This window comes from Candidatus Zixiibacteriota bacterium (assembly GCA_040753875.1).
In the GTDB taxonomy this organism is placed as follows: domain Bacteria; phylum Zixibacteria; class MSB-5A5; order GN15; family FEB-12; genus DATKJY01.
Window position 1 is genome coordinate 1 of record JBFMDV010000018.1, and the last position, 21,597, is coordinate 21,597.

The 21,597-nt window shown below is 55.5% G+C and carries 20 protein-coding genes; 1 reads left to right on the forward strand and 19 read right to left on the reverse strand.

Translation table 11 applies throughout. The annotated features are described in order from the left end of the window. Positions 1 to 137: 137 nt before the first annotated feature. The 10 genes from AB1644_06290 to AB1644_06335 all read right to left on the reverse strand — a co-directional run bounded on the left by AB1644_06290 (position 138) and on the right by AB1644_06335 (position 11,590). Positions 138 to 740, reverse strand: a complete 603-nt coding sequence (locus AB1644_06290) for a ClbS/DfsB family four-helix bundle protein (GenBank protein ID MEW6050655.1) — start codon at positions 738 to 740, stop codon at positions 138 to 140. Positions 741 to 914: 174 nt separating this feature from the next. Then, entirely contained in the window at positions 915 to 1,643 is a 729-nt protein-coding gene (locus tag AB1644_06295; protein ID MEW6050656.1) for a CPBP family glutamic-type intramembrane protease, read from the reverse strand. A 542-nt stretch (positions 1,644 to 2,185) separates the two neighbouring features. After that, positions 2,186 to 3,583, reverse strand: coding sequence for an asparagine--tRNA ligase (gene asnS / locus AB1644_06300; GenBank protein ID MEW6050657.1), 1,398 nt, complete (start codon positions 3,581 to 3,583; stop codon positions 2,186 to 2,188). A 307-nt stretch (positions 3,584 to 3,890) separates the two neighbouring features. Continuing rightward, the gene (locus tag AB1644_06305; protein MEW6050658.1) at positions 3,891 to 6,392 is read right to left on the reverse strand and encodes a sugar phosphate nucleotidyltransferase; all 2,502 of its coding nucleotides are present in this window, start codon (positions 6,390 to 6,392) and stop codon (positions 3,891 to 3,893) included. Positions 6,393 to 6,422: 30 nt separating this feature from the next. Then, on the reverse strand, positions 6,423 to 7,082 hold the full coding sequence (locus AB1644_06310) for an MtnX-like HAD-IB family phosphatase (GenBank protein MEW6050659.1): 660 nt from the start codon (positions 7,080 to 7,082) through the stop codon (positions 6,423 to 6,425). Position 7,083: 1 nt separating this feature from the next. Continuing rightward, the gene (locus AB1644_06315) at positions 7,084 to 7,368 is read right to left on the reverse strand and encodes a hypothetical protein (GenBank protein MEW6050660.1); all 285 of its coding nucleotides are present in this window, start codon (positions 7,366 to 7,368) and stop codon (positions 7,084 to 7,086) included. After that, complete coding sequence (locus tag AB1644_06320) at positions 7,365 to 8,132, reverse strand: sulfite exporter TauE/SafE family protein (GenBank protein MEW6050661.1); 768 nt, start codon at positions 8,130 to 8,132, stop codon at positions 7,365 to 7,367. Before AB1644_06320 ends, AB1644_06315 begins: the two co-directional genes overlap by 4 nt. Further along, entirely contained in the window at positions 8,132 to 9,706 is a 1,575-nt protein-coding gene (locus AB1644_06325) for a S41 family peptidase (protein MEW6050662.1), read from the reverse strand. The genes AB1644_06320 and AB1644_06325 overlap by 1 nt, the downstream gene beginning before the upstream one ends. Next, on the reverse strand, positions 9,703 to 10,326 hold the full coding sequence (tmk, locus tag AB1644_06330) for a dTMP kinase (GenBank protein ID MEW6050663.1): 624 nt from the start codon (positions 10,324 to 10,326) through the stop codon (positions 9,703 to 9,705). The genes AB1644_06325 and tmk overlap by 4 nt, the downstream gene beginning before the upstream one ends. Before the next feature lie 94 nt (positions 10,327 to 10,420). Next, positions 10,421 to 11,590: an inositol-3-phosphate synthase gene (locus AB1644_06335; protein MEW6050664.1), complete on the reverse strand. Its 1,170-nt coding sequence runs from the start codon at positions 11,588 to 11,590 to the stop codon at positions 10,421 to 10,423. A gap of 156 nt (positions 11,591 to 11,746) precedes the next feature. Between AB1644_06335 and AB1644_06340 the strand changes: the two genes are divergently transcribed. Further along, complete coding sequence (locus AB1644_06340; GenBank protein MEW6050665.1) at positions 11,747 to 12,394, forward strand: TetR/AcrR family transcriptional regulator; 648 nt, start codon at positions 11,747 to 11,749, stop codon at positions 12,392 to 12,394. 13 nt (positions 12,395 to 12,407) lie between these two features. Here the strand turns inward: AB1644_06340 and AB1644_06345 are convergent, their stop codons facing one another. The 9 genes from AB1644_06345 to AB1644_06385 all read right to left on the reverse strand — a co-directional run bounded on the left by AB1644_06345 (position 12,408) and on the right by AB1644_06385 (position 21,585). Then, positions 12,408 to 12,749: a carboxymuconolactone decarboxylase family protein gene (locus tag AB1644_06345; protein ID MEW6050666.1), complete on the reverse strand. Its 342-nt coding sequence runs from the start codon at positions 12,747 to 12,749 to the stop codon at positions 12,408 to 12,410. A 92-nt stretch (positions 12,750 to 12,841) separates the two neighbouring features. After that, positions 12,842 to 13,798, reverse strand: a complete 957-nt coding sequence (locus AB1644_06350; GenBank protein ID MEW6050667.1) for a hypothetical protein — start codon at positions 13,796 to 13,798, stop codon at positions 12,842 to 12,844. A gap of 93 nt (positions 13,799 to 13,891) precedes the next feature. Further along, a complete protein-coding gene (locus AB1644_06355) occupies positions 13,892 to 14,638 on the reverse strand; it encodes a hypothetical protein (protein MEW6050668.1) in 747 nt (248 codons plus the stop codon). A gap of 72 nt (positions 14,639 to 14,710) precedes the next feature. Next, positions 14,711 to 16,441 (reverse strand): metallophosphoesterase, encoded by a 1,731-nt coding sequence (locus AB1644_06360; GenBank protein MEW6050669.1) that lies wholly within the window; start codon positions 16,439 to 16,441, stop codon positions 14,711 to 14,713. Positions 16,442 to 16,567: 126 nt separating this feature from the next. Continuing rightward, positions 16,568 to 17,011 (reverse strand): hypothetical protein, encoded by a 444-nt coding sequence (locus tag AB1644_06365; GenBank protein MEW6050670.1) that lies wholly within the window; start codon positions 17,009 to 17,011, stop codon positions 16,568 to 16,570. A gap of 101 nt (positions 17,012 to 17,112) precedes the next feature. Then, positions 17,113 to 17,748, reverse strand: coding sequence for a CYTH domain-containing protein (locus AB1644_06370; GenBank protein ID MEW6050671.1), 636 nt, complete (start codon positions 17,746 to 17,748; stop codon positions 17,113 to 17,115). A gap of 360 nt (positions 17,749 to 18,108) precedes the next feature. Then, complete coding sequence (locus AB1644_06375; GenBank protein ID MEW6050672.1) at positions 18,109 to 18,801, reverse strand: ABC transporter ATP-binding protein; 693 nt, start codon at positions 18,799 to 18,801, stop codon at positions 18,109 to 18,111. A gap of 201 nt (positions 18,802 to 19,002) precedes the next feature. Beyond that, positions 19,003 to 20,298 carry an ABC transporter permease gene (locus AB1644_06380; protein MEW6050673.1) on the reverse strand — a complete coding sequence of 432 codons (1,296 nt, stop codon included), beginning with the start codon at positions 20,296 to 20,298 and terminating at the stop codon, positions 19,003 to 19,005. A gap of 6 nt (positions 20,299 to 20,304) precedes the next feature. Then, positions 20,305 to 21,585 (reverse strand): ABC transporter permease, encoded by a 1,281-nt coding sequence (locus AB1644_06385; protein ID MEW6050674.1) that lies wholly within the window; start codon positions 21,583 to 21,585, stop codon positions 20,305 to 20,307. Positions 21,586 to 21,597: the final 12 nt, after the last annotated feature.

Consider the following 21,597-nt stretch of genomic DNA (forward strand, 5'->3'; position numbering starts at 1 on the left):
GCTGATAAGAAGCACGATTCCTGTTGCCAAGAAGATGAACGGTACGACGAAAGAGAGAAAGAACTCATCAGACATAGAACCACCGTCATTTTCTGTGGGCTTCACATGATTCGCAGTGCAGCCCAACGCCCTGCGCTTCAGCCGCGAAGGCGCGGGCGCGTGGTTCCCTTTCGCGCCGTCCTCGTCCGCGCCTTCGTCGGCTGCAAGCGCTTGTTGGGCCGCGTAGCCGATGTGCCACTTCCCGGCGCGTCTTTCAGCCAGCGCTTGATCGCCTTGATGGCGAACCGGTAATGGCTCGCGGTGTTCGGTCCGATATAGGTCGTCACCGGATGCTCGCCGGTCCACGCGAAGTGGCCCGGCCTGAGAAGCTGCTGGGGTGAGAGGGCCTCGACGATGCGGACAATCCGGCTGTAGCCAGAATCGAACTCGGCCCGGACCGCCACGTGAGACCGCGAACGGTGCTTCTCCCATATCGCTCGGTTGAGTCGCGGCGTCTCACTCCACTTGAACCCTGGCGCGGGCATCTCGGGCGTCGCCCCCCGCAGGCCATCTTCGTACCAACCCAGGAACATGTGCTGCCACTCCGCCAAGTGGGCAACAAGGTCACACAGAGTCCACCCGTCGCCCCATACGCCGGGCTCGTGCCAGCGCGCCTTCGGAATCTCCGCAAGCCGCGCGCACAGCGAATCGTGCGCGGTTCGGATATCGTCCATCAGCGCTTGCTTCGACTCGTATCTCATAGCTGCGATCTGTTGCTCCTAATCGTCGGCCCAACGGTTTGCGTTACCTGCGTGTGGGCGGGCGTGGACTCTGCTTGGGAGCAGGAAAAACTCGAAGCCAGAAAAATGCTTGTAAATCACGCAGACTCCCACACGTCAGGTGCACGCTTTGTTCGGCGGCGTTTTATTGGACGGTCAGGTTTGTAGGAAACGAAGCCCAACCACATGAAGCATAATATCAGCAACGAAATGTGCCACTATTGCTCCTTCCAGTCCATTTGTGTAAAAGAGATAACCGAACGTCAACCCACCTATACTATTGAGAAGCACAACGGTCAATATTACTAATGGAGTTAAAGGTGTAATTGCAGACCATTGTGGTAGGTGGGCTATACCAAATCCAATGGCGATCAGCGCGTTGATTATCCAAAATATTCCTGGAGTTGGCGGCTTTTGTATTTGCCAACTTTTACTCACGATCCACACCAACGACGATAATAGAAATAAACGGAAAACAATCTCTTCAAGAACAGCCGAGTCGAATGCAATCACGACTCTCTTCCACGTTTCAAGACTGGACTCTGCGGTGAATCGTAGCCGTATTTCTGGCACGACAGATAATAAAAGAAAACGTATTACAACTAAAATGACCGTTCCTAATCCAACACCTATCAAAATAGCCCGACCCAATGTTTGAAGTAGTTGCTGTAGATTGCCATGTAAGAGATCGCTACTGAAAACAAGGGTTTTTAGACCGACGCTTCTCGAAAAAAATAATCCCGTTCCTACAATAACCCCTAATACAGAGACAGAAATGATGAAATATCCTGGCTTGAGCGGGCGAGGCAGAGCCAAGAATAAAGCAATACATCCTATCCCCATTAAGATTCCGAATGACGTCCAAGAATATGCTTGATGATTCATAACGACTCATTCCCGTTTTGTTAGGTAAGCCGCCGAACGGCAAAAATAACCTGCTGGAACATGCGGCGCACAGAACGTTGGTATTTAAATAAACGTTCTGCGTAACACCGAATGTTCGGATTAGCACATAGCTGTTCCAGTCAGGTTAATTTTTTTGTTATACCGCTTTTTTATATTACTTTCTCCGCATCACCGGCAAAGACCGAGGACGTCCATAGAACAAGATATATGGACTCCAGATTCGGTTTGCTTTGATCAAATCGTGCGCTGCCCTCTACTATCTGCGTATATCCAAGGATGTCCGCAACGACAATAACCGACCTGCGTTGGATCGGAAAGCGAGGTGGATCAAAGAAAGGACCGACTCTGGATACTGATTTGGTGTTCACCTGTGCTAACAACCCCTAACGTCACACAGCTAAAGTAATTTCTTGTCACATTATGGCTCAACAGCCGAGATTGCTTCAGCGTCACGAAGCGCGGCGCCTCGCAATGACTTTTCAACTACTAACCGAGCATTACGGACTTCGACCAGCCAAACCTCAAAACTTCGCCCACCCGGGCACTCTCGGGAATGGCAACACGTCGCGGATGTTGGAGACGCCCGTCATGTACATTAGCGCTCGTTCGAAACCCAAACCAAAGCCGGAATGTGGAACCGTTCCGTACCTTCGGATATCCAGATACCAGTAATAAGCGTCGAGATTGGTAATGCCGGTCTTCTTCATGCGCTCGGAAAGAACGTCGAGCCGCTCTTCGCGCTGGCTGCCGCCGATGATCTCCCCCACTTTCGGGACCAGGACATCCATGGCGCGGACAGTGGTGCCATCGTCGTTAAGGCGCATGTAGAACGCTTTGATCTTCTCCGGATAGTTGTACACAATCACCGGACGTTTGAACACCTGCTCAGTCAGATACCGCTCGTGCTCAGATTGCATGTCGATCCCCCAGCCGACCGGGAACTCGAACTTCTGACCGGATTTCTCAAGGATCTTGATAGCCTCCGTGTAGGTCAGACGTTCAAACTTGGATTGGACAACTCCTTCAAGCGTTCTCCGCACGTCTTTGTCCACGCGCTGCTCGAAAAAGAGCATGTCTTCGCCGCACTGCTCCAGGGCGAACTTGAACAGGAATTTGACGAAATCCTCCGCCAGATCCATGTTGTCCTCGAGCTCGGCGAACGCCATCTCCGGCTCTATCATCCAAAACTCGGAGGCGTGGCGGCTGGTGTTGGAGTTCTCGGCGCGGAACGTGGGACCGAACGTGTAGATGTCGCCCAGTGATGTGGCGAGGAGTTCCCCTTCCAATTGTCCCGAGACCGTTAGATATGCCTCCGAGCCGAAGAAATCGGCGCTCCAATCGATAGCGCCATCCTTGTGAGGAATTTTGTTGAAGTCAAAGGTGGATACTCGGAACAGATTACCTGCACCTTCGCAGTCGGACGCGGAAATCAGCGGCGTGTGGATATAGTAGAAGCCGCGCTCCTGATAGTACTGATGAATGGCATAGGCAATCTTCGAGCGGACGCGGTTGACAGCGCCGAACAGGTTGCTGCGTGGGCGCAGATGGGCAATCTCGCGAAGGAACTCGACAGTGTGCCCTTTTTTCTGCAATGGGAAAGTTGCATCAGCTTTGCCGATCAAATCCAGCTTCTGGACGGCGATCTCATACTTCTGTCCTTTCCCCTGCGACAGGATCAGTTTCCCTTCCAGGCGAACCGAGGCGCCGGTGAGAATGTCTTTCAGTATCGGAAAGTCGGCGGCGTTTTGAATCACCCCCTGGATGTTCCGCATGCAGGAGCCATCGTTGATCTCAATGAACGTGACTTCCTTGCTTTCGCGGAGCGTGCGCACCCATCCCAGAATAATGACACGGCTGTCGACCGGAATTTTGTCATCGATCAATATAGCGGCAACTTTTGTTCGCGTTTTGTAGTCCATCGCAGGCTCCCAATTGGAGTTTTATTACCGGTCGTGGTGTCCGGGTATCTTCAAAGACGACAAGATAATACGAGAACGGCTACGGGCAAGAGGCAAGTGGACGCCGGGCGTAGCGTGAATCTAACAACATTTTTGAAACTTTGGCTCGGTAAGTCCCATATAACTACCTGAAGCCGCGCTGATTCAGACCAAAGCCAGTCAGCCGAGCTTTAGAATAGTTCCCAACCTATCATTCATGACCGCTTCGCACCAACGGGGCGGTCATATTCTTTTCAGCGACACAAAACCTGCCGGGTCGGCCATTCGCTCAGTTGGACTGAGACTCTTCGACAAACGTCCGCCATCGGTTCAAAAGCTGGGTGGCGGTTTCGCGTGAGTTGGATTCCGCCAGGATATTGAACGAGGCTCTCAGGCGATCGGGAGCGATTAGCACCCAGCCGTCTTCTTCGAATATCCGTACGCCGTCGATCAGCTGCCGCTGCTTGTCGTTCGATTCCGTGATGAGTCGCCGCATGACGGTCCCCTTCTTGGACCATGGACACGGCACCGAGGCGCTCTGGCGGATATAGCGCTCGTGGGTGCGCCGCAGCTCACTGAATCGGCTGCGGGTCTGTGCCACCATCTCGAGAATCTTGACAGCCGCCAACATAGCGTCAGCCCCCATCTGGAATCCCGGGAAGATAAATCCGCCGCGGGTACCGCCGACAAAATCAACCTCACCTCGGGCGTGCACTTCCATCATGGCGCGGTGGTCGTTGGCCACGCGGATCACCTCGGCTCCGTACTGGCGCGCGATCTCTTCGACCCCCATCGAGGCAACCACCGGCACGGCAATTTTCCGCGGCTTGTACATGCGCACGTACAGATCGGTGACGATGAGCAATAGTAGCTGGCTGTCGATCGGTTTGCCGAGATCATCGACAACAGTGAGCTTCTCCGCCGCGGAATTGACTATGAAACCAATGTCCGCCTTGAGGGAGGTGACAATCGCGGACAACTGCACAATCGCCTGGGCCTGTTCGGCCGGCGACGTGGAGAATTTGCGCGGGTTCAGGGTGGCGTTGAGCTCAGTTGCGGAGATCCCCAGAAGAGAAAACAGCATGGGAAAGATCTGGCTGGAAGAGCCGTTGGAGTGGTCGATCACCACTTTGAATCCGGCCTGACGAATCAGTTCGGCGTTGATCCCACTCAGAAATTCCTGGCGGTAATCATCAAGGATGCGCGGCGGCCTATCCAGATGGCCGATCTTGTCCATCGAAGCGCGTTCGTATTCTTCGCCGAAATAGTTGCGCTCGATCTTCTTGAGCCGCGAGGTGGGCATATCCAGGCCGGAGCCGTCGAACAGAATAAAATCGATCTGGCGAAAATCATCCGGATTATGACGGACATAGATACCGGCAGCATATTTCCCTTTGCGGAGTTCGTAACGAACCACCGGAATGGGCATGGTTTCGAGGTCCGAAACGTTGACTCCGGCGGCCAGCAGACCGGAAATCAAACCACGGCGAAGCAGACGCGAGATGTCCGAGGCATCCCGGCTGGAGACCACACTGACGCCGTGACCCAGAAAGGCGCCGAACGCTGTGCCAAGTCGGACTGTCATTTCGGGTGTAATTTCCGTCAAAGCGATGCCGGTCACTTTGGAATCGGTAAACAGCTCGCGGTTCCACTTTTCACCCCAGATGACAGAGGTGGAGACCGTGGCCCCCTCGTCGACGGTTTTGCCGGGCCAGATCTTGCAGTTGGTCTTAACCGTGGCGCCATCGCCGATACTGCAATCATCCGATACAATCACCCGGTCGGAGAGAAGAACATTGTGCCCAATGCGGTTGCGGCTGCATACGATAGCCTCGTTCATGGTGCAGTCATCGCCGATGACGGTATCCGACCAGACGACCGAATTGAAGATCTGGGAACCGCGTCCGACGCGGCTTCGCTGGCCGATGGCACAGTTGTTCAGGCGGGTCCCCGCCTGTATCTGGACATCGTCTCCCAGAATCACCGTGCCGCCGAACTCGACTTCCGGCTCCAGGCGCACGTTTTTCCCCTTAACAACTCGCGGGGGTACTGAACCGGGCGTTTCGCCGTCGATCTGTAGCTTCACACTGCCGGCAAACAGGTCAACATGCACGCGGTGGTATTCATCAACATTGCCGACGTCCCTCCAGTAACCGTCCATGATCCGCCCGTACAGTCGCATCTGCCTGGAGAGCATCATGGGATACAGATTCTGGGAGAAATCGAAATTGGTGTTTCTGGGGATGAGCTCGATAGCGCTCGGCTCCAGGATGTAGATGCCGGTGTTGATGGTGTCCGAGAAGGCTTCGCCCCAGGACGGTTTTTCGAGAAACCGCACGATGCGGCCATCCGCATCGGTAATCACGATCCCATAGGCCAGCGGGTTCTCCATGCGGGTTAGCAGGAGCGTGGCCTCGGCATGTTTCTGACGATGCCAGGTGATGGCGGCGGTCAGATCGAAATCGGTCACCAGGTCACCGGAGATGACGATGACCGGTTCCCTGGCGTCGGGCAGGGCGTATCGCACGGCGCCGGCCGTTCCGAAATCATCCTCCGGCAGGCAGTAGTTCATCCGGACGCCGAACGCGGCGCCGTCCTTGAAATAGTTGCGAATCGACTCCGGCTGAAAATACAGAAGCGATGTGATATCACTGATGCCGTGTCGCGCCAGCAGCTTGACAACATGCTCCATCATCGGCACGTTGCCAATCGGTGCCATCGGCTTGGGAATGTTAACTGTCAGCGGGCGGAGCCTGGTACCAAAGCCGCCCGCCATGATGAGCGCTTTCACCGGTCTTTCCCCTCGTCAATAGTGCAGTGTTTATCGGGCCAGATAGCCATGCTCGACCAGCAGTCGGGCAACATCAAAGAAATCATGGTATTTAGTATAGGGGATTTTTTGTCGAAGGCAATATTGTTCCAGATCCTTCTTTGCCAGTACGTGGTCCGCAGCACGCGCGGCGCAGACATCGGAGTAGCCGTCGCCGACAAACACCGCCCGACACGGCTCGGCGAGTTGCGCCCGGTAGGTATCGATCTGCTCCCCCTTGCACGTGCCGCATCGCCGACAGGTGTGCGGGAGATTGGGAAACTGGACGGTAAGGCCATGGTCGTGCAGCAGCCCGATGTTGCAGCGTACCGGCAAATGGTGCAAAGAGAATTTCTCCAGAATATGCCTGATGTAGAAGTCCAGACCATCGGAGAGCACAATTAACTCGGCATTTTGCTGCCGGCAGGTCAGTTCGAATGCGGCAAATCCCGGGTCGATCTCGAACTGATCGAGAAAACGGATGACCTCGGACGGCGGCGCTTTCACCATGGCCGCCTCCATCCGCAGGCAGTCGCGGCTTGATAGTATGCCGGCTTTCCAATCCGGTATCAATCTGGCATTCTCGCCATTCGAGAAATGCTTGAAGAGAGAGTAGCCGACATCGCGCGTGGCGATGGTGCCGTCGAAATCGCAGAACACGACCGTCCGCACGCTATCTCCTTATCAGCAACTGAATCACGACACTGGCGCCAAGAATGCCGCACAACAGCCAGCAGAGAAGATACATGACCTGTTTATGTGCGGCGCGGAAATGAACGGCCAGAAGGACAATGCGCAACAGCGTATTGATCAGGATCAGGATGATACCCCAGAATGCCAAGCTGTGAGCCCACTCGGGGCGCACCAGAAGCAGAAGACTGGCCAGAAGAAACCAACCGGCAAAGAAATACCAGGAGAGGCGGTCCACGCGAACGAGGAGGGGCGATGTCGAGGTCACCTGAGGTCTCCGATGGCGCCAAACGCCAGCCGCACGGCCGTATACAGAAGCAGTACGAAGAACAATATTTTGACCACTCTGGGTTTCGCCACGGCGCCGAGTGAACCTCCGACCTTGCCGCCGAGGACTGTCCCAAACATGACGGCCGGGGCGACGGAGAGGTCGACCAGGCCGCTCGTAAAATAGATGCTCACTGAGGCGGCGCCGGCGAAGCCAACAATAAACGAGGAAGTTCCACGGGCGATTCCCAGCGGCACACCGAGCACCAGAAACATGAGGGGAATGACGATCACGCCGCCGCCGATCCCGACCAGCCCGGCCAGTATCCCGCCACAAAACGACAGGAAGCCGCAGAGCCGCATGCGTCCGCCGTTATGGTCGATCGATGGCGCAAGCCCGGTCGACTCCTTGCCGCGCAGAAACGTTATGGCGGTATATACCAGTATGGCGGCGAAGATCAGTTTGATATATGTCGAGGCGACTACCGTAAGCAGCATGCTGCCGATGATCGTCCCCACCACCATCGAAATGGTGAGCACAACCACCAGTTCCAGATTCACCATCCCGTTCCGGAGGTATTCGCTCGAGGAGGCGAGTGAATTGATGACGATGGCCGCCACCGACACCGGCACGGCCGCCTTGATGTCCAGCCCCATAACCAGAGTGAGGAACGGCACGATCACGATGCCGCCACCCACACCCAGATATCCGCCCAGAACGCCGGCCAGCAGACCGCAGCCGATGAGTGCGAGAATCGCGGGCATTAAGATTTCCCTCGCACGAGCGAGGCGGCGAAGCGGATATCCGGGCGCTCGCGGACAATGACATCAGTGTACGAACGGGTAAGGCCGAATTTACGCTCGTAAGCCAGTTTGCGAACCCGCATGCGGATATAATCCTGGTGAGTATCCAGTTGGTTGAGTTCGTCGAAACGGGCCAGTGCCGCGATCCGATCGGCAACACGCGAGAGTGCCGGGGAGCTTTTGTCCGATCGTGCGACAGACACGAGTTGTTCTGCGGACAGTACCAGCGGCGTACGGGCAGAGAACTGATCTGTTTCGGCCATCCGCTTGAGGCTGTCCAGCCAGGCGTAGGTGTGCATGAAGGGGGTCGAATCCCCAATAATCAGGTCCTGAAATGCCGATGCGAACCGCTGCAACAGGAGCGAGCTTTCCAGGTTTCGCAGGTACGGCTCATTTTCGGGGAGTGGAATCACATGGTCGGGAACGAGGCCATTGCCGGTATCGCTGAGAGTGGAGTCGAACCGGTTGAGAAACAGGCCACCCTCGAGAAAATATCGCGAAATGGTGAGGCGAGAGCCGCTGCCATCGGGGAACCGAGTGTACCCCTGCACCAGACCTTTGCCGAAGGTCGTGTCGCCCACCAATGAGGCCCGACCCAATTGGCGAAGAGCGCCCGCCACAATCTCCGAGGAGGACGCCGAGCCACGATCCACGAGGACTGTCATAGGCAATCCTTTGAGGTGGTCTGGGCCGGTGGCAAAGTGCTTTTCCTCCTGCCAGCGAGAACGAGCCTCTGTCCCGACAATGAACTGACCTTTGTTGAGGAAGAGATTGGCGGTATGATATGCTTCCCAGAACAGCCCGCCGGGATTGCCGCGCAAATCCAGTATCAGGCCATGAGGAGTCATTCCCGCAATGGCCAGCAGCGAGTCGAGCGCGTGCTCCAGTTCTTTGGCGGCTCCGGCATCGAAATCGGCAAGCCGGACATACATGACCGTGTCCGGCGTAAACCCGGCGTACGGGACATGCTGGAACTGGATGCGCTTTCTGGTCACCTCGATATGCAAGGTATCCAGATGATCGTTTCGCAAGAGGCCGAGTTTCACACGGGAGCCATCGACGCCACGCAAGAGCGACGATGCCTTGTCCTGGTCGATCCCGGCCAGCATGACCGTGTCGGCGCTGAAGATCAGATCGCCGGTGAGCACACCGGCCGCGGCGGCCGGTCCGTTTTCTCGCACCGACATGACGAGCAGTCCGAGATCGTGGCGGATGACCGAGACGCCGATACCGCCGTAGCCGCCCGACATTTCCTCGTCCAGTTGGCGGAGCTGCCGCGGCTCGACATAAAACGAGAATCGGTCCAGCATATCGTACATGCTTTCGCGACCCGCACTGGCGGCTTTCTCCCAATCCACCGGTTCTGGGTAGGCATGGTCAATCTCGGCGGCGACTCGAGGCAGTATGAACGCTTCTTTCAGGTCTCGGTCCGACAGGACGACCAGCGCCATACCGCCTGCAATGAGAATGATCAGACAGGAAAGGACCGCCGAGCGTATGATGTCGGAGCGCGGGTGGACGGTCGGCGGTGTCATGCGATGGCGAGTTTCTTTTTCAGATGCCGTTTGACATCTTCGAAAACGACCTCTATCGGTCGTGCGGCATCGATCACTTTGACGCGGGAGCGTTCGCGGCGGGCGATCTCAAGGAATCCGGCGCGGACGCGTTTGAAAAATGCGCGCGGTTCCGATTCGAGCCGGTCCAGTTCTTTGCCGCGGCGAGCGAACGCGGTGGCCAGGTCGACATCGAACAGCAAAGTAAGATCCGGCCTCACCGGCCCCACGGCCACCGAATGCAGGAATTTCACCATCTTGATGTCCAGCTTGCGGCCATACCCTTGATACGCGGTGGTGCTGTCAAAGTAGCGGTCGCACAGGACGATCTGGTTTCGTTTGAGCAGCGGGGCGATCTGGCGCGCGGTGATATCGGCACGTGCCGCCTCATAGAGCAACAGTTCCGTTACGGGTGTCATCTTCATCTTCTTATCCAGCAGCAGGCGGCGAATCTGCTCGGCAACATCGGTCGTACCGGGCTCGCGCAAAGTTGCGACGTTGTATCCCCATTGGACCAGCCAGCGGTGTGCGAGGGCGACATGAGTAGATTTCCCGCAGCCATCTATCCCCTCGAACGTCACAAACAGGCTTGCCTGTTTCATCTGCTATTCTCTCGGTTCAGCCCTCTTTGACCAAACAAAAACCGGCGATTTGTCATCGCCGGTTAAAGTAGTCAGAACCAGTTGTCAGCCAAACTTATTTTTTCTTTCTGACCACGCGTTTGGCAGTAGCAGTTGGAGCCGGCTTTTTCGCGGCGACCCGCATTTTCTTCTCGGGCTTCGTGGCATGCTTCCAGCCGTATTTGGTGATAAACTCTTCGGTCATGCGGCGCGCTTCTTCATCGGTAAACTGCACCGGCGGTGATTTCTTGAAATACGCCGAGGGTTCGATCATGGCGCCGGATAAGCCGTTGTCCAATGCCAGCTTGCAGCACCGGACGGCATCGATGACCACGCCGGCAGAATTCGGACTGTCCCAGACCTCCATTTTCATTTCGATGTTCAGGGGGACGTTGCCAAACGTGGTACCTTCCATGCGAATGTAGGCCCACTTACGGTCGGACAGCCACTCGACGTAATCCGAGGGGCCGATGTGAACGGTGCCCGGAGGCATTTCGTACGGCAACTGGCTGGTGACGGCATTGGTCTTGGAGATTTTCTTGGACTCCAGGCGTGAACGCTCCAGCATGTTGAGAAAGTCGGTGTTGCCGCCGACATTGAGCTGGCTGGTCCGCTCCAGTTTGACGCCGCGCTCGCAGAAGAGACGGGTCATGACACGGTGAGCGATGGTGGCGCCGACCTGAGACTTGATATCATCACCGATCACCGGCAGCCCTTTCTCCTTGAACCGCTTCTGCCAGTACGGCTCCCGCGCGATGAACACCGGGATACAGTTCACCAAGCCGCAGCCGGCCTCCAGAATTTGCTCCACGTACCACTTGGTGGCTTCCTCGGAACCAACCGGCAGGTAATTCACGACGACATCGGTCTTGGTGTCCTTGAGGAGCTTGACTATATCCACCGTATCGCCGGGGGCTTTTTCAATTATCTGCGAGAGATAATAGCCCAGACCATCGTGCGTCATGCCACGCTGCACCGTGATGCCTGATTTCGGGACCTTGCAAAACTGATAGGTGCAGTTCGGCCAGGTATAGATGGCTTCCGACAGGTCTTTGCCCACTTTGTTTTTGTCGATATCGATGGCAGCCGAGAATTCAACGTCGCGGATGTGATAGCCGCCGAGATTGACATGCATGATGCCCGGGACGAAATCATCGTCCTTGGCCTTCTTATAGAATTCCACGCCCTGCACGAGCGAGGAGGCGCAGTTTCCCACCCCAATGATGGCTACGCGTACTTTACCCATACTCAAGATTCCTTTCCGTGATCTCCCGTCATACTCTCTTGCCCCACAGATATACGATGGTCGCGACAGACCGGTCAAACGAATTTTCTCTTGCGTGGAGAATAATATAGCTATAGTATTTATTCAGTGACCAATTGGTCACTATCGGATACGACCATGATAGATGAAAACCTTGTCGTCCAGTTGGTTCGGCGGAGGATTATTACGGACCGTTTTCGACGGTTGCCACCGGACAAGAAGAACCTGATCTACCAGGCGGCGATCAGACTGTTCGGTACGTATGGCTACGATGGTCTGCCGGTGGAACGGCTTTGTGTGGAGGCGGGGATATCCAAGGGCTCGTTCTTTCAGTATTTCCCATCGAAGAGTCACCTGCTGGAGTTTGCCATTTTGGTATTCGATGATTACCTCGCGCATTGGATCCGGGAAGTAAGGAGCCGTGAAAAAGCGGTGCTGGCGCGGGACCGGCTCATGCATTTATATCACGCGGTGGTGGTGAACGCCAAGCTGTTTCCATCGGAGAAGATCTTCTATCTCTTTGTGACCAACGCCAGCGCGCACGCGGGGGTGCGGATCGAGGGTATCGATCTGGAGAGACACTTTCACGAATACGTGAGGGAGATCATTGACCGCGGAGAGAAAACCGGCGAGATTCGGGGGGATGTCAATGCCGAGCTTTCCGGTTATGTGGTCTCCATATTCTTCGGCGCACTGATCGGGCACGAATTCTCGGACAAAAAAGCAAGGGCGAGGCCATCGGGCGAATATCTGGTATCGTTGTTGTTCGACGGACTGAAGGCGTAGCGGCGATCTGCGATCAGCCTTTCAGTTCTTCCCAGGTCCGATAGGCGCGGCGGAGGTGCGGAATGGTGATGGAGCCGCCCACGACCAGGCCAATCGACATCACCTCATCGAACTCCTTGTCCTTCACGCCAAGTTCGGCTATACGGATCGTGTGGTAGGTGATACAATCATCGCATCGAAGCACCAGTGAGGCCACCAGGCCAAGCATCTCCTTGGTTTTCGCGTCGAGGGCGCCATCGCGGTAGACGGCCGTATCGATGCCGAAGAACCGTTTGATGTTAAGGTCATCGTGTTTGAGGACAATGTCGTTGAGGGATTCGCGCTCATGCTTCCATTGTTGAATGCGGTCAGACATATTGGACTCCTTTTTTGGCGGGGAATATAGATGACAGCGAGGAGACGAAAAAGTACAATTACAGGTCAGCTGATATGTGGGTATCGATTGTATTAGCGAGAAGGGCGAATCAACGGCGGGTTCCCCTCGATCAAGGTCCACCGGCGTGTGCCTGGCGGTCCGAAACAACCCCTGGTAGTGAACAACAGGACTGAATCTTGATACAGATAGTAGTCACAGACTGACTCAGGGGGACTAAACGAAGTCAGAAAGACGAGCGAATCACCGTGGAGCCTGGCAAGATTGATAGAACCACGTGAATCAACCGCCAAGCAGTAGATATTACTTGCGACACTGCGCCGTTGTGGGTTTGTACAAGACGCTTCGCTGTGGAAAAGCAGGAGCACCGTATCTGCATCAGGGTAATACGCCAATATCCTCGTGTTCCATTCGCTTGAAGGATGAGGTGGACCGCACATGTATGCTGAGAACAACACGTGAGAGAGATCGTTGGCAAAGCTGGGGTGCTGTGAACAGAGATGCCATGACCGACTCATGTAGGAGCCGGTCGGTCCAATCCTGCCAACCTCGACGAACTCGCGAAAGCCAGCCATCGCCTCCCAGCAGAGCATGGAATCATGCAGAATGAAGCAGTACCCGCTCAGGCAGAACACGCGATTGTCAGGCATCTTTATGACACCGCGTGGAAATACTTTCGAAGGATTATCTAAGTAGGTCATGATTGTATCATGTCTGGGAGCGTGATCAAAATAAGCGACGACGAGGCGTGCCGAATCGTTTTCACAGATGGTATAGCTGACGGCGTACGAATCACACAATTGCGGCGGTGTCGACGAGCCGAGTGAATCAATCACCAGGTATGGTTTTTGGTATGAGGAGCCAGCACCTGTATAGCGAACAATCAGAAACGAGCCATGCGTGGAATCAGTCGCCGGCTTCAAGCAAACATATCCGTACTGCTCGTTCTCCGGGAAGCGCCAAGTGTCAACGAAGTCGAGGGGATAAGCAGTGACGGTGGCCACAGCGGTCAGAATTGCCGCTTTTATCACATGCACTCCAACTCTCACCTGGCCTTTCCTACCTTAGAAGGACGTGTTTCCCTTGAGCTTGTGCATATTCTCCTGGTAGGTAGTCGATCACCGTCAAAACAACAGCCCCGCCGACAATCCCAGAAAATCCATTTTGGTGCCCACCGGGGTGGTGGATTTGCCCACCTGCTGGCTCACATAGCCACCCCGGCCGGTCAGCCAGACGTTCGGCGAAAGCGGAAGACGCACGCCGAGTCCGGCGTGAATACGGAACCCGCCGAAATCAGCGCTGGGGTAATTGTCGAGCCAACCGATCGCATAGCCGGCGGAGAAGAATACAAACGGTGCTACCGAATGCCCTTTGAAAAAGAAGTCCAGCTCGCACATGAGTGGCACGTAGGTTCCCTCGCTGTTGCGATCGACACCGACAGTCAGTCCGGCGAACAACTCCTGTGGCGTCATTACCCCGCCACCGACAGCGGCAAAACCGCCCAGCCGGTCTTCCGAGCCGACCTGTCCACCCAGTTGAAGCTGATACATTGGTCTGAAGTGGCTTTCTGCCGGGCGAAGCGCCGCAAGTGAATCGAGGATCGTTTTATGGCGCGCCTCGTAGTCCGTGTCGGAGGTTGTGATCGCTGCAATTTTCTTGAACGGGACGTCCATTGTGTTGCCGTCTTGAAGCCTGACAGTGACCTTTTCCCCCTCGACGCGGTTGACAATTGTCCCTTTGATCATGGCGCCATTGTTCAGGAGGATGACGTCATAGTGAGTGGGTGTCGATTTCGTCGTGTCTGGTTGTTCGCTCAATGCCGAAGCAGAAAGGACCATCAATAAGACGAATGCTGTTGTTGCATGCCGCATTTCTCTCTCCCTTTCGCTGTATCTCAACGGCAGAACCAGAAGCGGTTATATCCTGCCGTGGTATTGTGAATGCTATTGAAACACCATCACACCATACGTTGACGGATCATAGTAGATCGGTGCCTGCCAGTTGGCGGCGCTGTGAAGGCGCTGCTGCTTGCGCAGAAAATTCAGACGCCAGCGCGAGCCGGGCGTGGCGGTGGCACCAAGCTGGGCCAGAGGGATTCTGGCTTCCACCCACCACGATCGGTCTCCTCGGTTGGTCTTCACATCATACTGGCCGTTCCAGTTGCGATCCCCGCCGTAGTGGCCGGACGGACTGCGCGAAATCTTCTGATCGAACATCGTTCCGAGAGCGCTGAAGTAAATCTGGTAAACGGTGTCCTTCTGGGGATCGGGCTGGAAAAAATACCCTACGCAATCTTCGGCCGTCACGCCGCCATCGCGCATCGTCACCGCCGCTTTGATGGAGTCCGGCTTGGTTTCGATACATCGCGCCCCCAGATACAGATTCTCCCGATCGCAGGCAAAGAAGCAATAGGTGGATTCGATTTTGACCGGCTCGCCATCGGGACTGAAGAACCCCATGATGGCATCGCGCCAGATCGGTTCGTCGAGTTGGCCGTCAATCACGGGCGGGGTCGACACCAGCGGACAGATTACTTCACGCTCGATCGGCAACGTCCTCGTAATCGACACCGGCTTCCCTTCCTTGTACGGTACGTTGACCGTGACCTTAGGGAGCGGATACAGCTTTTCGGGTGAAGTAACCAGTGCCGTCACCACCTGACTCTCGATCCCATTGAGCGTGACCGGCGTCCAGCTCGGCTCAACCTTCCACCCCTCGGGAATCTCCCAGCGAAGAGTATCGGCTGCCGTTAACCCTGCTTTCAGGTTCCGCACACGCAGAGTGACGCGGGCATTCTCCACCCTCAAATCCCGGCTGACCGGCGCCGAACCTTCAAACACCAGCCCCCCTTGCGATACACTGTCGATTGTGTGCAGCTCAGCGGTCGTGGTGTATTCCCACGGCAGGACGCTGCCGAGCTTTATTGGATTGACATGAATGCCGGCGTCATCGACCGTCACCCATCCGAAATGATAGCCGATGCCGGTGGGGTCATCATCCATCGCGCCGCCGGAGCTGCCGATGCAGGTGTACATGATGCCATCGTAGGTGGCGCTGAAGTACTTGTGGAAATGACCGCAGAAGACGGCATCGACACCGTACTTAACAAACAGATTGTGCAGCGTATCCGGCTTGCCGGTGGCAATGGAGTTGTACCAGAATGGCTTGTGGAACATGACGAACATGTGTTTCGCATTCTGGTTTTTCTGCAGATCGGCGGCCAGCCAATCGAGTTGTTCAACGGGGAGTTGTTCGGATTTCTCCCAACGACTGTTGTCGACACTGACAAAGTGCATATTGCCGATATCCCATGAATGATATGGCTCACCGACGCGACTCCGGTAGGTGGGCAGAGCGGCATCGTATGTGATATCGTGGTTGCCGGGCGTGTAATAGATCGGCATGCTCAGTGATTTGACAACCCCAAAATACTCATCCCACTGCTGATTCAAGAGCATGCTGTCCGGCGTGTACCCCTCGATCATATCGCCGACCGTGAGCACGAAATCCGGTTTCAGACGCTCGATCTCGGCGACTGCCTGCTCATAGATACCGGGCTGGTGGTCGCCGGTCCGGTCGCCGATGACGATGAAATGGGTGGTGGCAAACGAGGGGGCGCACAAGAGGACTGACAGTGCGGTTCCCTTCGTGAAAAGCTGAATAACTCTATGCATTGAAATCTCTCCTTTATCTTCGGTAACACGCCGAACCGGTGTGAGTATTTCGCTTGTTCAAGTAGCGCACTAATCAAGAATCACACCTGTTAGGTGTGGCACCGAATTTCAAGAATCTTCTTTATTTCAAGAATCTCCCTTGACGACTTGGGAGTTCAGTTTCTCTTCCTGTATCGCAGCCGCGACAAGCACCAGCAGCGTCCCAATCAGCAGCACGGCCCAGCCCCATTCCATTTGGACCGAGCGCCAGCCGACTTTGGCCAGTTCTTTGAACAGGTCATTGTCCAAATCAATCTCTTTGTTGGCATCGTGCAAGTTTGACTGCACATCGATGAATGTGTAGAGCAAAACGCCAAATGATATACCACCGGTGAGATATAGCAGGCGATAACTTCGCACGAGAGCGACAGCCGCGGAGACCAGCGCCATGGCAATGAGAATAATGCCGCTCCAGTGGGCCTGCTCGTAGTAGTTGCGGTAGCCGACTATCGGGAAGCTGAGTGACGGCAGAAACACTCCCAAGAGGAGCAGCACGGCGCCGAAGAGGGCGGTTACTTGTTTTCTGGGCATGGGCTGACGCTCACAAAGGAAGCACACCTGATAGGTGTGTTACCGAATCTGAAAACTCCCTCATCCACCGCAACTTATCTCCCCCTTGCCACAACTCGGCCTTACAATATCCTCGCCTTTTGGAGGGCGCGGGCGAATTTGCTCTCCGCCTGCTTCTCGAATGGAATCCCCAGCGATGCGAACAGCTTGCGAAGATGATCCTCCACGGTCTCAATACGGCTGGCATCGCTCAGCTCGACTTCAAGTTCGTAATCGAGCGAGCCATCGCTGTACTCTGTCTTGTCGACCTCAAGCAGATAGTTGTAGTCGCCGATCTTGAAGAGTTTCTTCTGGCGGATATTCTCGAACTGTATGAGTCGCGCCAAACGAATGCCGGGGAATTCCTTCTTGATGAACTCCACGGGCATCACCGGCAACTGGAGAACATCGTGATGCAGATTGAGTACTTCGACCGCCAGTCCGCGGCCGATCTCTGCTTCGATTTCCTGGCGGATGACAGCGAGTCCCGACTGCGTGGGGATACTTTTTACCGTTACCACGCCGCGGTGATTCTCGGCGCGCACGCGAAGCGCCCAGCCGGCCTTGGCGAGTTTGCGGTCCTCGGTGTCGAAAAAGCCGTTGATATGGTGCTCTTCGCTTTCGATCTGCCCGAGAAAGCCGAGCAGTTTGAGGTAATCCATGAACGATTCAAGCTTGAGCTTGATTTCGATCTCCATGCGGGCTGGTGTATCGGACATGGTGGAAATATAGCGTATCGGGGACAAGGGACACAATAATAAAAGGGGCGAGGTTGTCCTGACCCCGCGAAAGACGGAGTGTCACAATGACTTCTTGACCGTTCCGGCAGTTCTTGCGCGACCGAGACAGTTACTGTCCTCACAGTTCAAAGACGCCCATTCGTTGTCGAGGGAGCGTGTGAACTGCCGGTCCCGGAAAGGGTCATCAGAGCCGGTCAGGTCACACGGGCCGTTGTGTTGAATCGGAGTGCGAACTTGAATTATAGAGGCTTTATGCTCGCACGTATCGACAAGTTGCGTTGTCGGCCCGCAAGACCTGACCGAACGGCAACGAGGTCGACGCAACGAACGACTGAGAGATTACTTGCCGGTGCCGTTGCCGTTGGTGTCGATGGAGCCGTCTTTGAGGCGGACGATGCGAGAGGTTTGGCGGGCGATGTTCTGGTCGTGGGTGATGATGATGATCGTTTTGCCGGCGCGCCACAGATCCAGAAACAGCTTGACAATATCGCCGCCGGACTTGCTGTCCAGGTTGCCGGTGGGCTCATCGGCGAGGAGGATATCCGGCTCATTGGCCAGCGCGCGCGCAATTGCGACTCGCTGCATCTCCCCGCCGGACATCTCGGTTGGCTTGTTGTTCAGTTTGTTCCCCAGCCCAACCCGGTCCAGGAGCTCAATAATTCGTTCGCGGCGTTTGCGGCTTCCGACACGCGCGAACAGGAGGGGTAGTTCGATGTTCTCATACGCAGTCGCATACGGCAGGAGATTGAATGCCTGGAAGACAAACCCGATCCGCTTGTTGCGGACATCGGCGAGCTGGTTATTGTTGAGCGTATTGACGAGGCGGCCATCGAGAATGTAGTCGCCGCTCGACGGGATGTCCAGACAGCCCATGATATTCATGAGAGTTGATTTGCCGGAGCCGGAAGGGCCCACAACCGCGATCAGTTCCCCTTTTTCGACATTGAAGTCGATTGATTTAAGAGCCTGGAACGGTACTTTGCCGGTGATATAGGTCTTCTCGACCCGCCGCATTTCGATGAGGTTTGTCATAGTTCGTTTCTCCGGGTTTCCAGGTCGAGAAGAGCCAGGTTGCCGGACCAGGGGTGGTCCAGTCTAATGTGGCGACCGGGCGCGGGTTCGAGATTGCTTCGCTCCGCTCGCAATGACGGCCGCGCCGAGATGAGATTGCTTCGTCGGATGTTCCTATGGAACATCCTCCTCGCAATGACGCGCATGAGTGATTTGTTCATGTTATTCATAGCGCAATGACTCCACGGGACTGACTGACGAGGCCCTCATGGCGGGAAACAGGCCGGAGATCAAGCCCATAATGCCGAGTATGACGACCACGGTAATTCCGATATCCCACGAAATAGTGGGACGCCCCATAAAATCGAGCACATCGGATTTGATCTCCACTTTTTTGAATCCCTCGGTAAGGGCGTAGCTGACGACCATCCCGAGAAGGCCGCCGGTGAAAGTGATAACGAGCGCTTCCAGCAAGAACTGCCACAGGACATGCGCCTTCTTCGCACCCACGGCCATCTTGATGCCGATCTCGCGCGTGCGCTCTTTGATGGAAACATACATGATATTCGCGACACCGACACCGGCAATCAAGAGAGTGAGGCCACCGATGATTCCGAGGAAAATTTTGATTCCAAACAGGATATTGTTGAGCTCGCGCATCCCCTCAACCGTATCCCAGATGCTGAGCGCCGGTTCGTCCCTGGGATCGAATTTGTACTTGGCTGCCAACGCACCATACACCTGCTTTTCGATATCTTTCATCTGGCGCGCGTTGCGCGGCTGGTACACCATGTTATCAAGCCAGGGGTCACCAAAGAGGGCCTCGAACGTTGTGCTGGGCATAGCCAACAGGTCCTGGTCGTTCCCCTCGTACGAGGACATCTGCATCTTGTCGATCATGACTCCGACCACGGTGAACGGCATGGAATTGACGAGGATGGTCTTTCCCACTGCAGCTTCCGACAATCGCACCTTGGCTTCGTCCTTTGGCAGTTCGGATGGCACCAGGGACCCGAACAAGCGCTTGGCCAGTTCGTAGCCAAGAAAGGCGGTGCGGCGTTTGAGGTTCATGTCGGTCTGGTTGATCATGCGCCCGCCGGCCAGCGGGATGAAATTCCGCATCTCCTCGTAGTTGGGATAGACGCCGTTGATATGCTCGCTGACCACTACGTCCTTGTAGCGAAGCTGCACGCCCCAGCGGTGGTATTCGCCGCCGATGTTCTTAAGATCGGGGATGCGGCTCTGCAAGTACGCCACGTCTTCCTTCAGAAATCGTATCGGCCTCCCCTTGCCCATCCCCTTGTATGGTTTCGAGGTCTGACCGCCCCAGAGCACGGCAATCTGCTCCCCCATCCCTCTCTGATTGACCGACAGTTGCTGGTGCAGGCCTTCGCCGAATCCCAGCAGAAGCATAATCGAGATGGTTCCCCAACTCAGCGCCACCAGGGTGAGCGTGATCCGTTTTTTCTGTTTGCGAAAATCACGTGCGAAGACACTGATGATGAGTCCCAGATTCATATCGCCTCAGAACAGCTTGAGCGCCTGAACCGGTTGAAGGTTGGCGGCACGTCTGGCCGGAAATATACCGGCGAAGAAGCCGATGATACCCAAAAGGACGATCGCGAGAACGCCGGCCCACATGTCAATGGATGGTGTGCCGATATAATCCTCGAGCTTCAAGTACGGGATAACCGCCACGATGCCGCTCGCAAAGAAAAATCCGCACACACCGCCAATGGCGGTTATCAGCAAGGTCTCCATAACGAACTGCGCCATAATAGTCATTTTGGTGGCGCCGAGCGCCATTTTCACGCCAATCTCTTTCGTTCGTTCTTCGAGCACCACGTGCATGATATTGGAGACACCGATGCCGCCCGTGATGAGAGTTGCGATACCGATTCCCACGAGGAACATCTGAAACGCGCCGAAAAACGATTTGAGGAAGGCTATCCCCTCGGTAGTATCCCACACCGACAACGCTTCGCGGTCGTCCGGGTCAAAGCGATATTTTGCCCCCATGATACTGAGAATCTCTTTGCGGGCGGTCGGCATGGAGACATTCGGTCTCGCCTGGGCCACGAAGTTGTTTGGCGTGCGGCGGGAATACATGGTGCGGAAGGTCGAGGCCGGGATGAAGGCGCTGTGCGAATCGCGCCCGCCGTAGGAGCTGTTTTGTGTTTTGGGTTCCATGACGCCGATCACCGTAAATGGAGTGCCGTCGAGGAGGAGCGTCCTGCCAACCGCTTCTTCGGCCGGGAAATATTCGCGCGAGTCCCAACCGGCCGAGGTTCCCTCTCCGGAGAAAAGGTCTTTGGCGAGACCATTGCCGATGAATATAACCCGCCGTTTTTCCTGCATGTCCAGGTCGTTGATAAATCGGGAGCCGAAAGTGGGGATCACATTGCGCATGTCGCCAAACTCCGGCCAGATGCCCTTTATCTGTCGGAGGGTCGAGACTTTCTTGTATTGGACGTTGGTGTTCCACTTGGAGAACTCCACCGAGATACTCGCCAGCGTGGTGGCTTTCGATTTGATGAGAGCAACATCTTCTTCCGTGAAATTGATGGGTCTCCCTTTCGGCAATCCCTTGTAATCCTTGGCGGTAATGCCGGGCCAGAAAATGGCAATATTGTCGCCCAGCCCTTTTTGCGATTTGATCTGCTGTTCGCGCAGTCCTTTGCCGAACGCGAACAGGAGCACGATCGAACATGTCCCCCAGAAAATGCCAAACGTCGTCAGCAGAGTCCGAAGTTTCTGCCGTCGAACGTCGGTGAAAAACTGTTTGAACGAAAGAACCGGAATCATACCCGCGTCTCG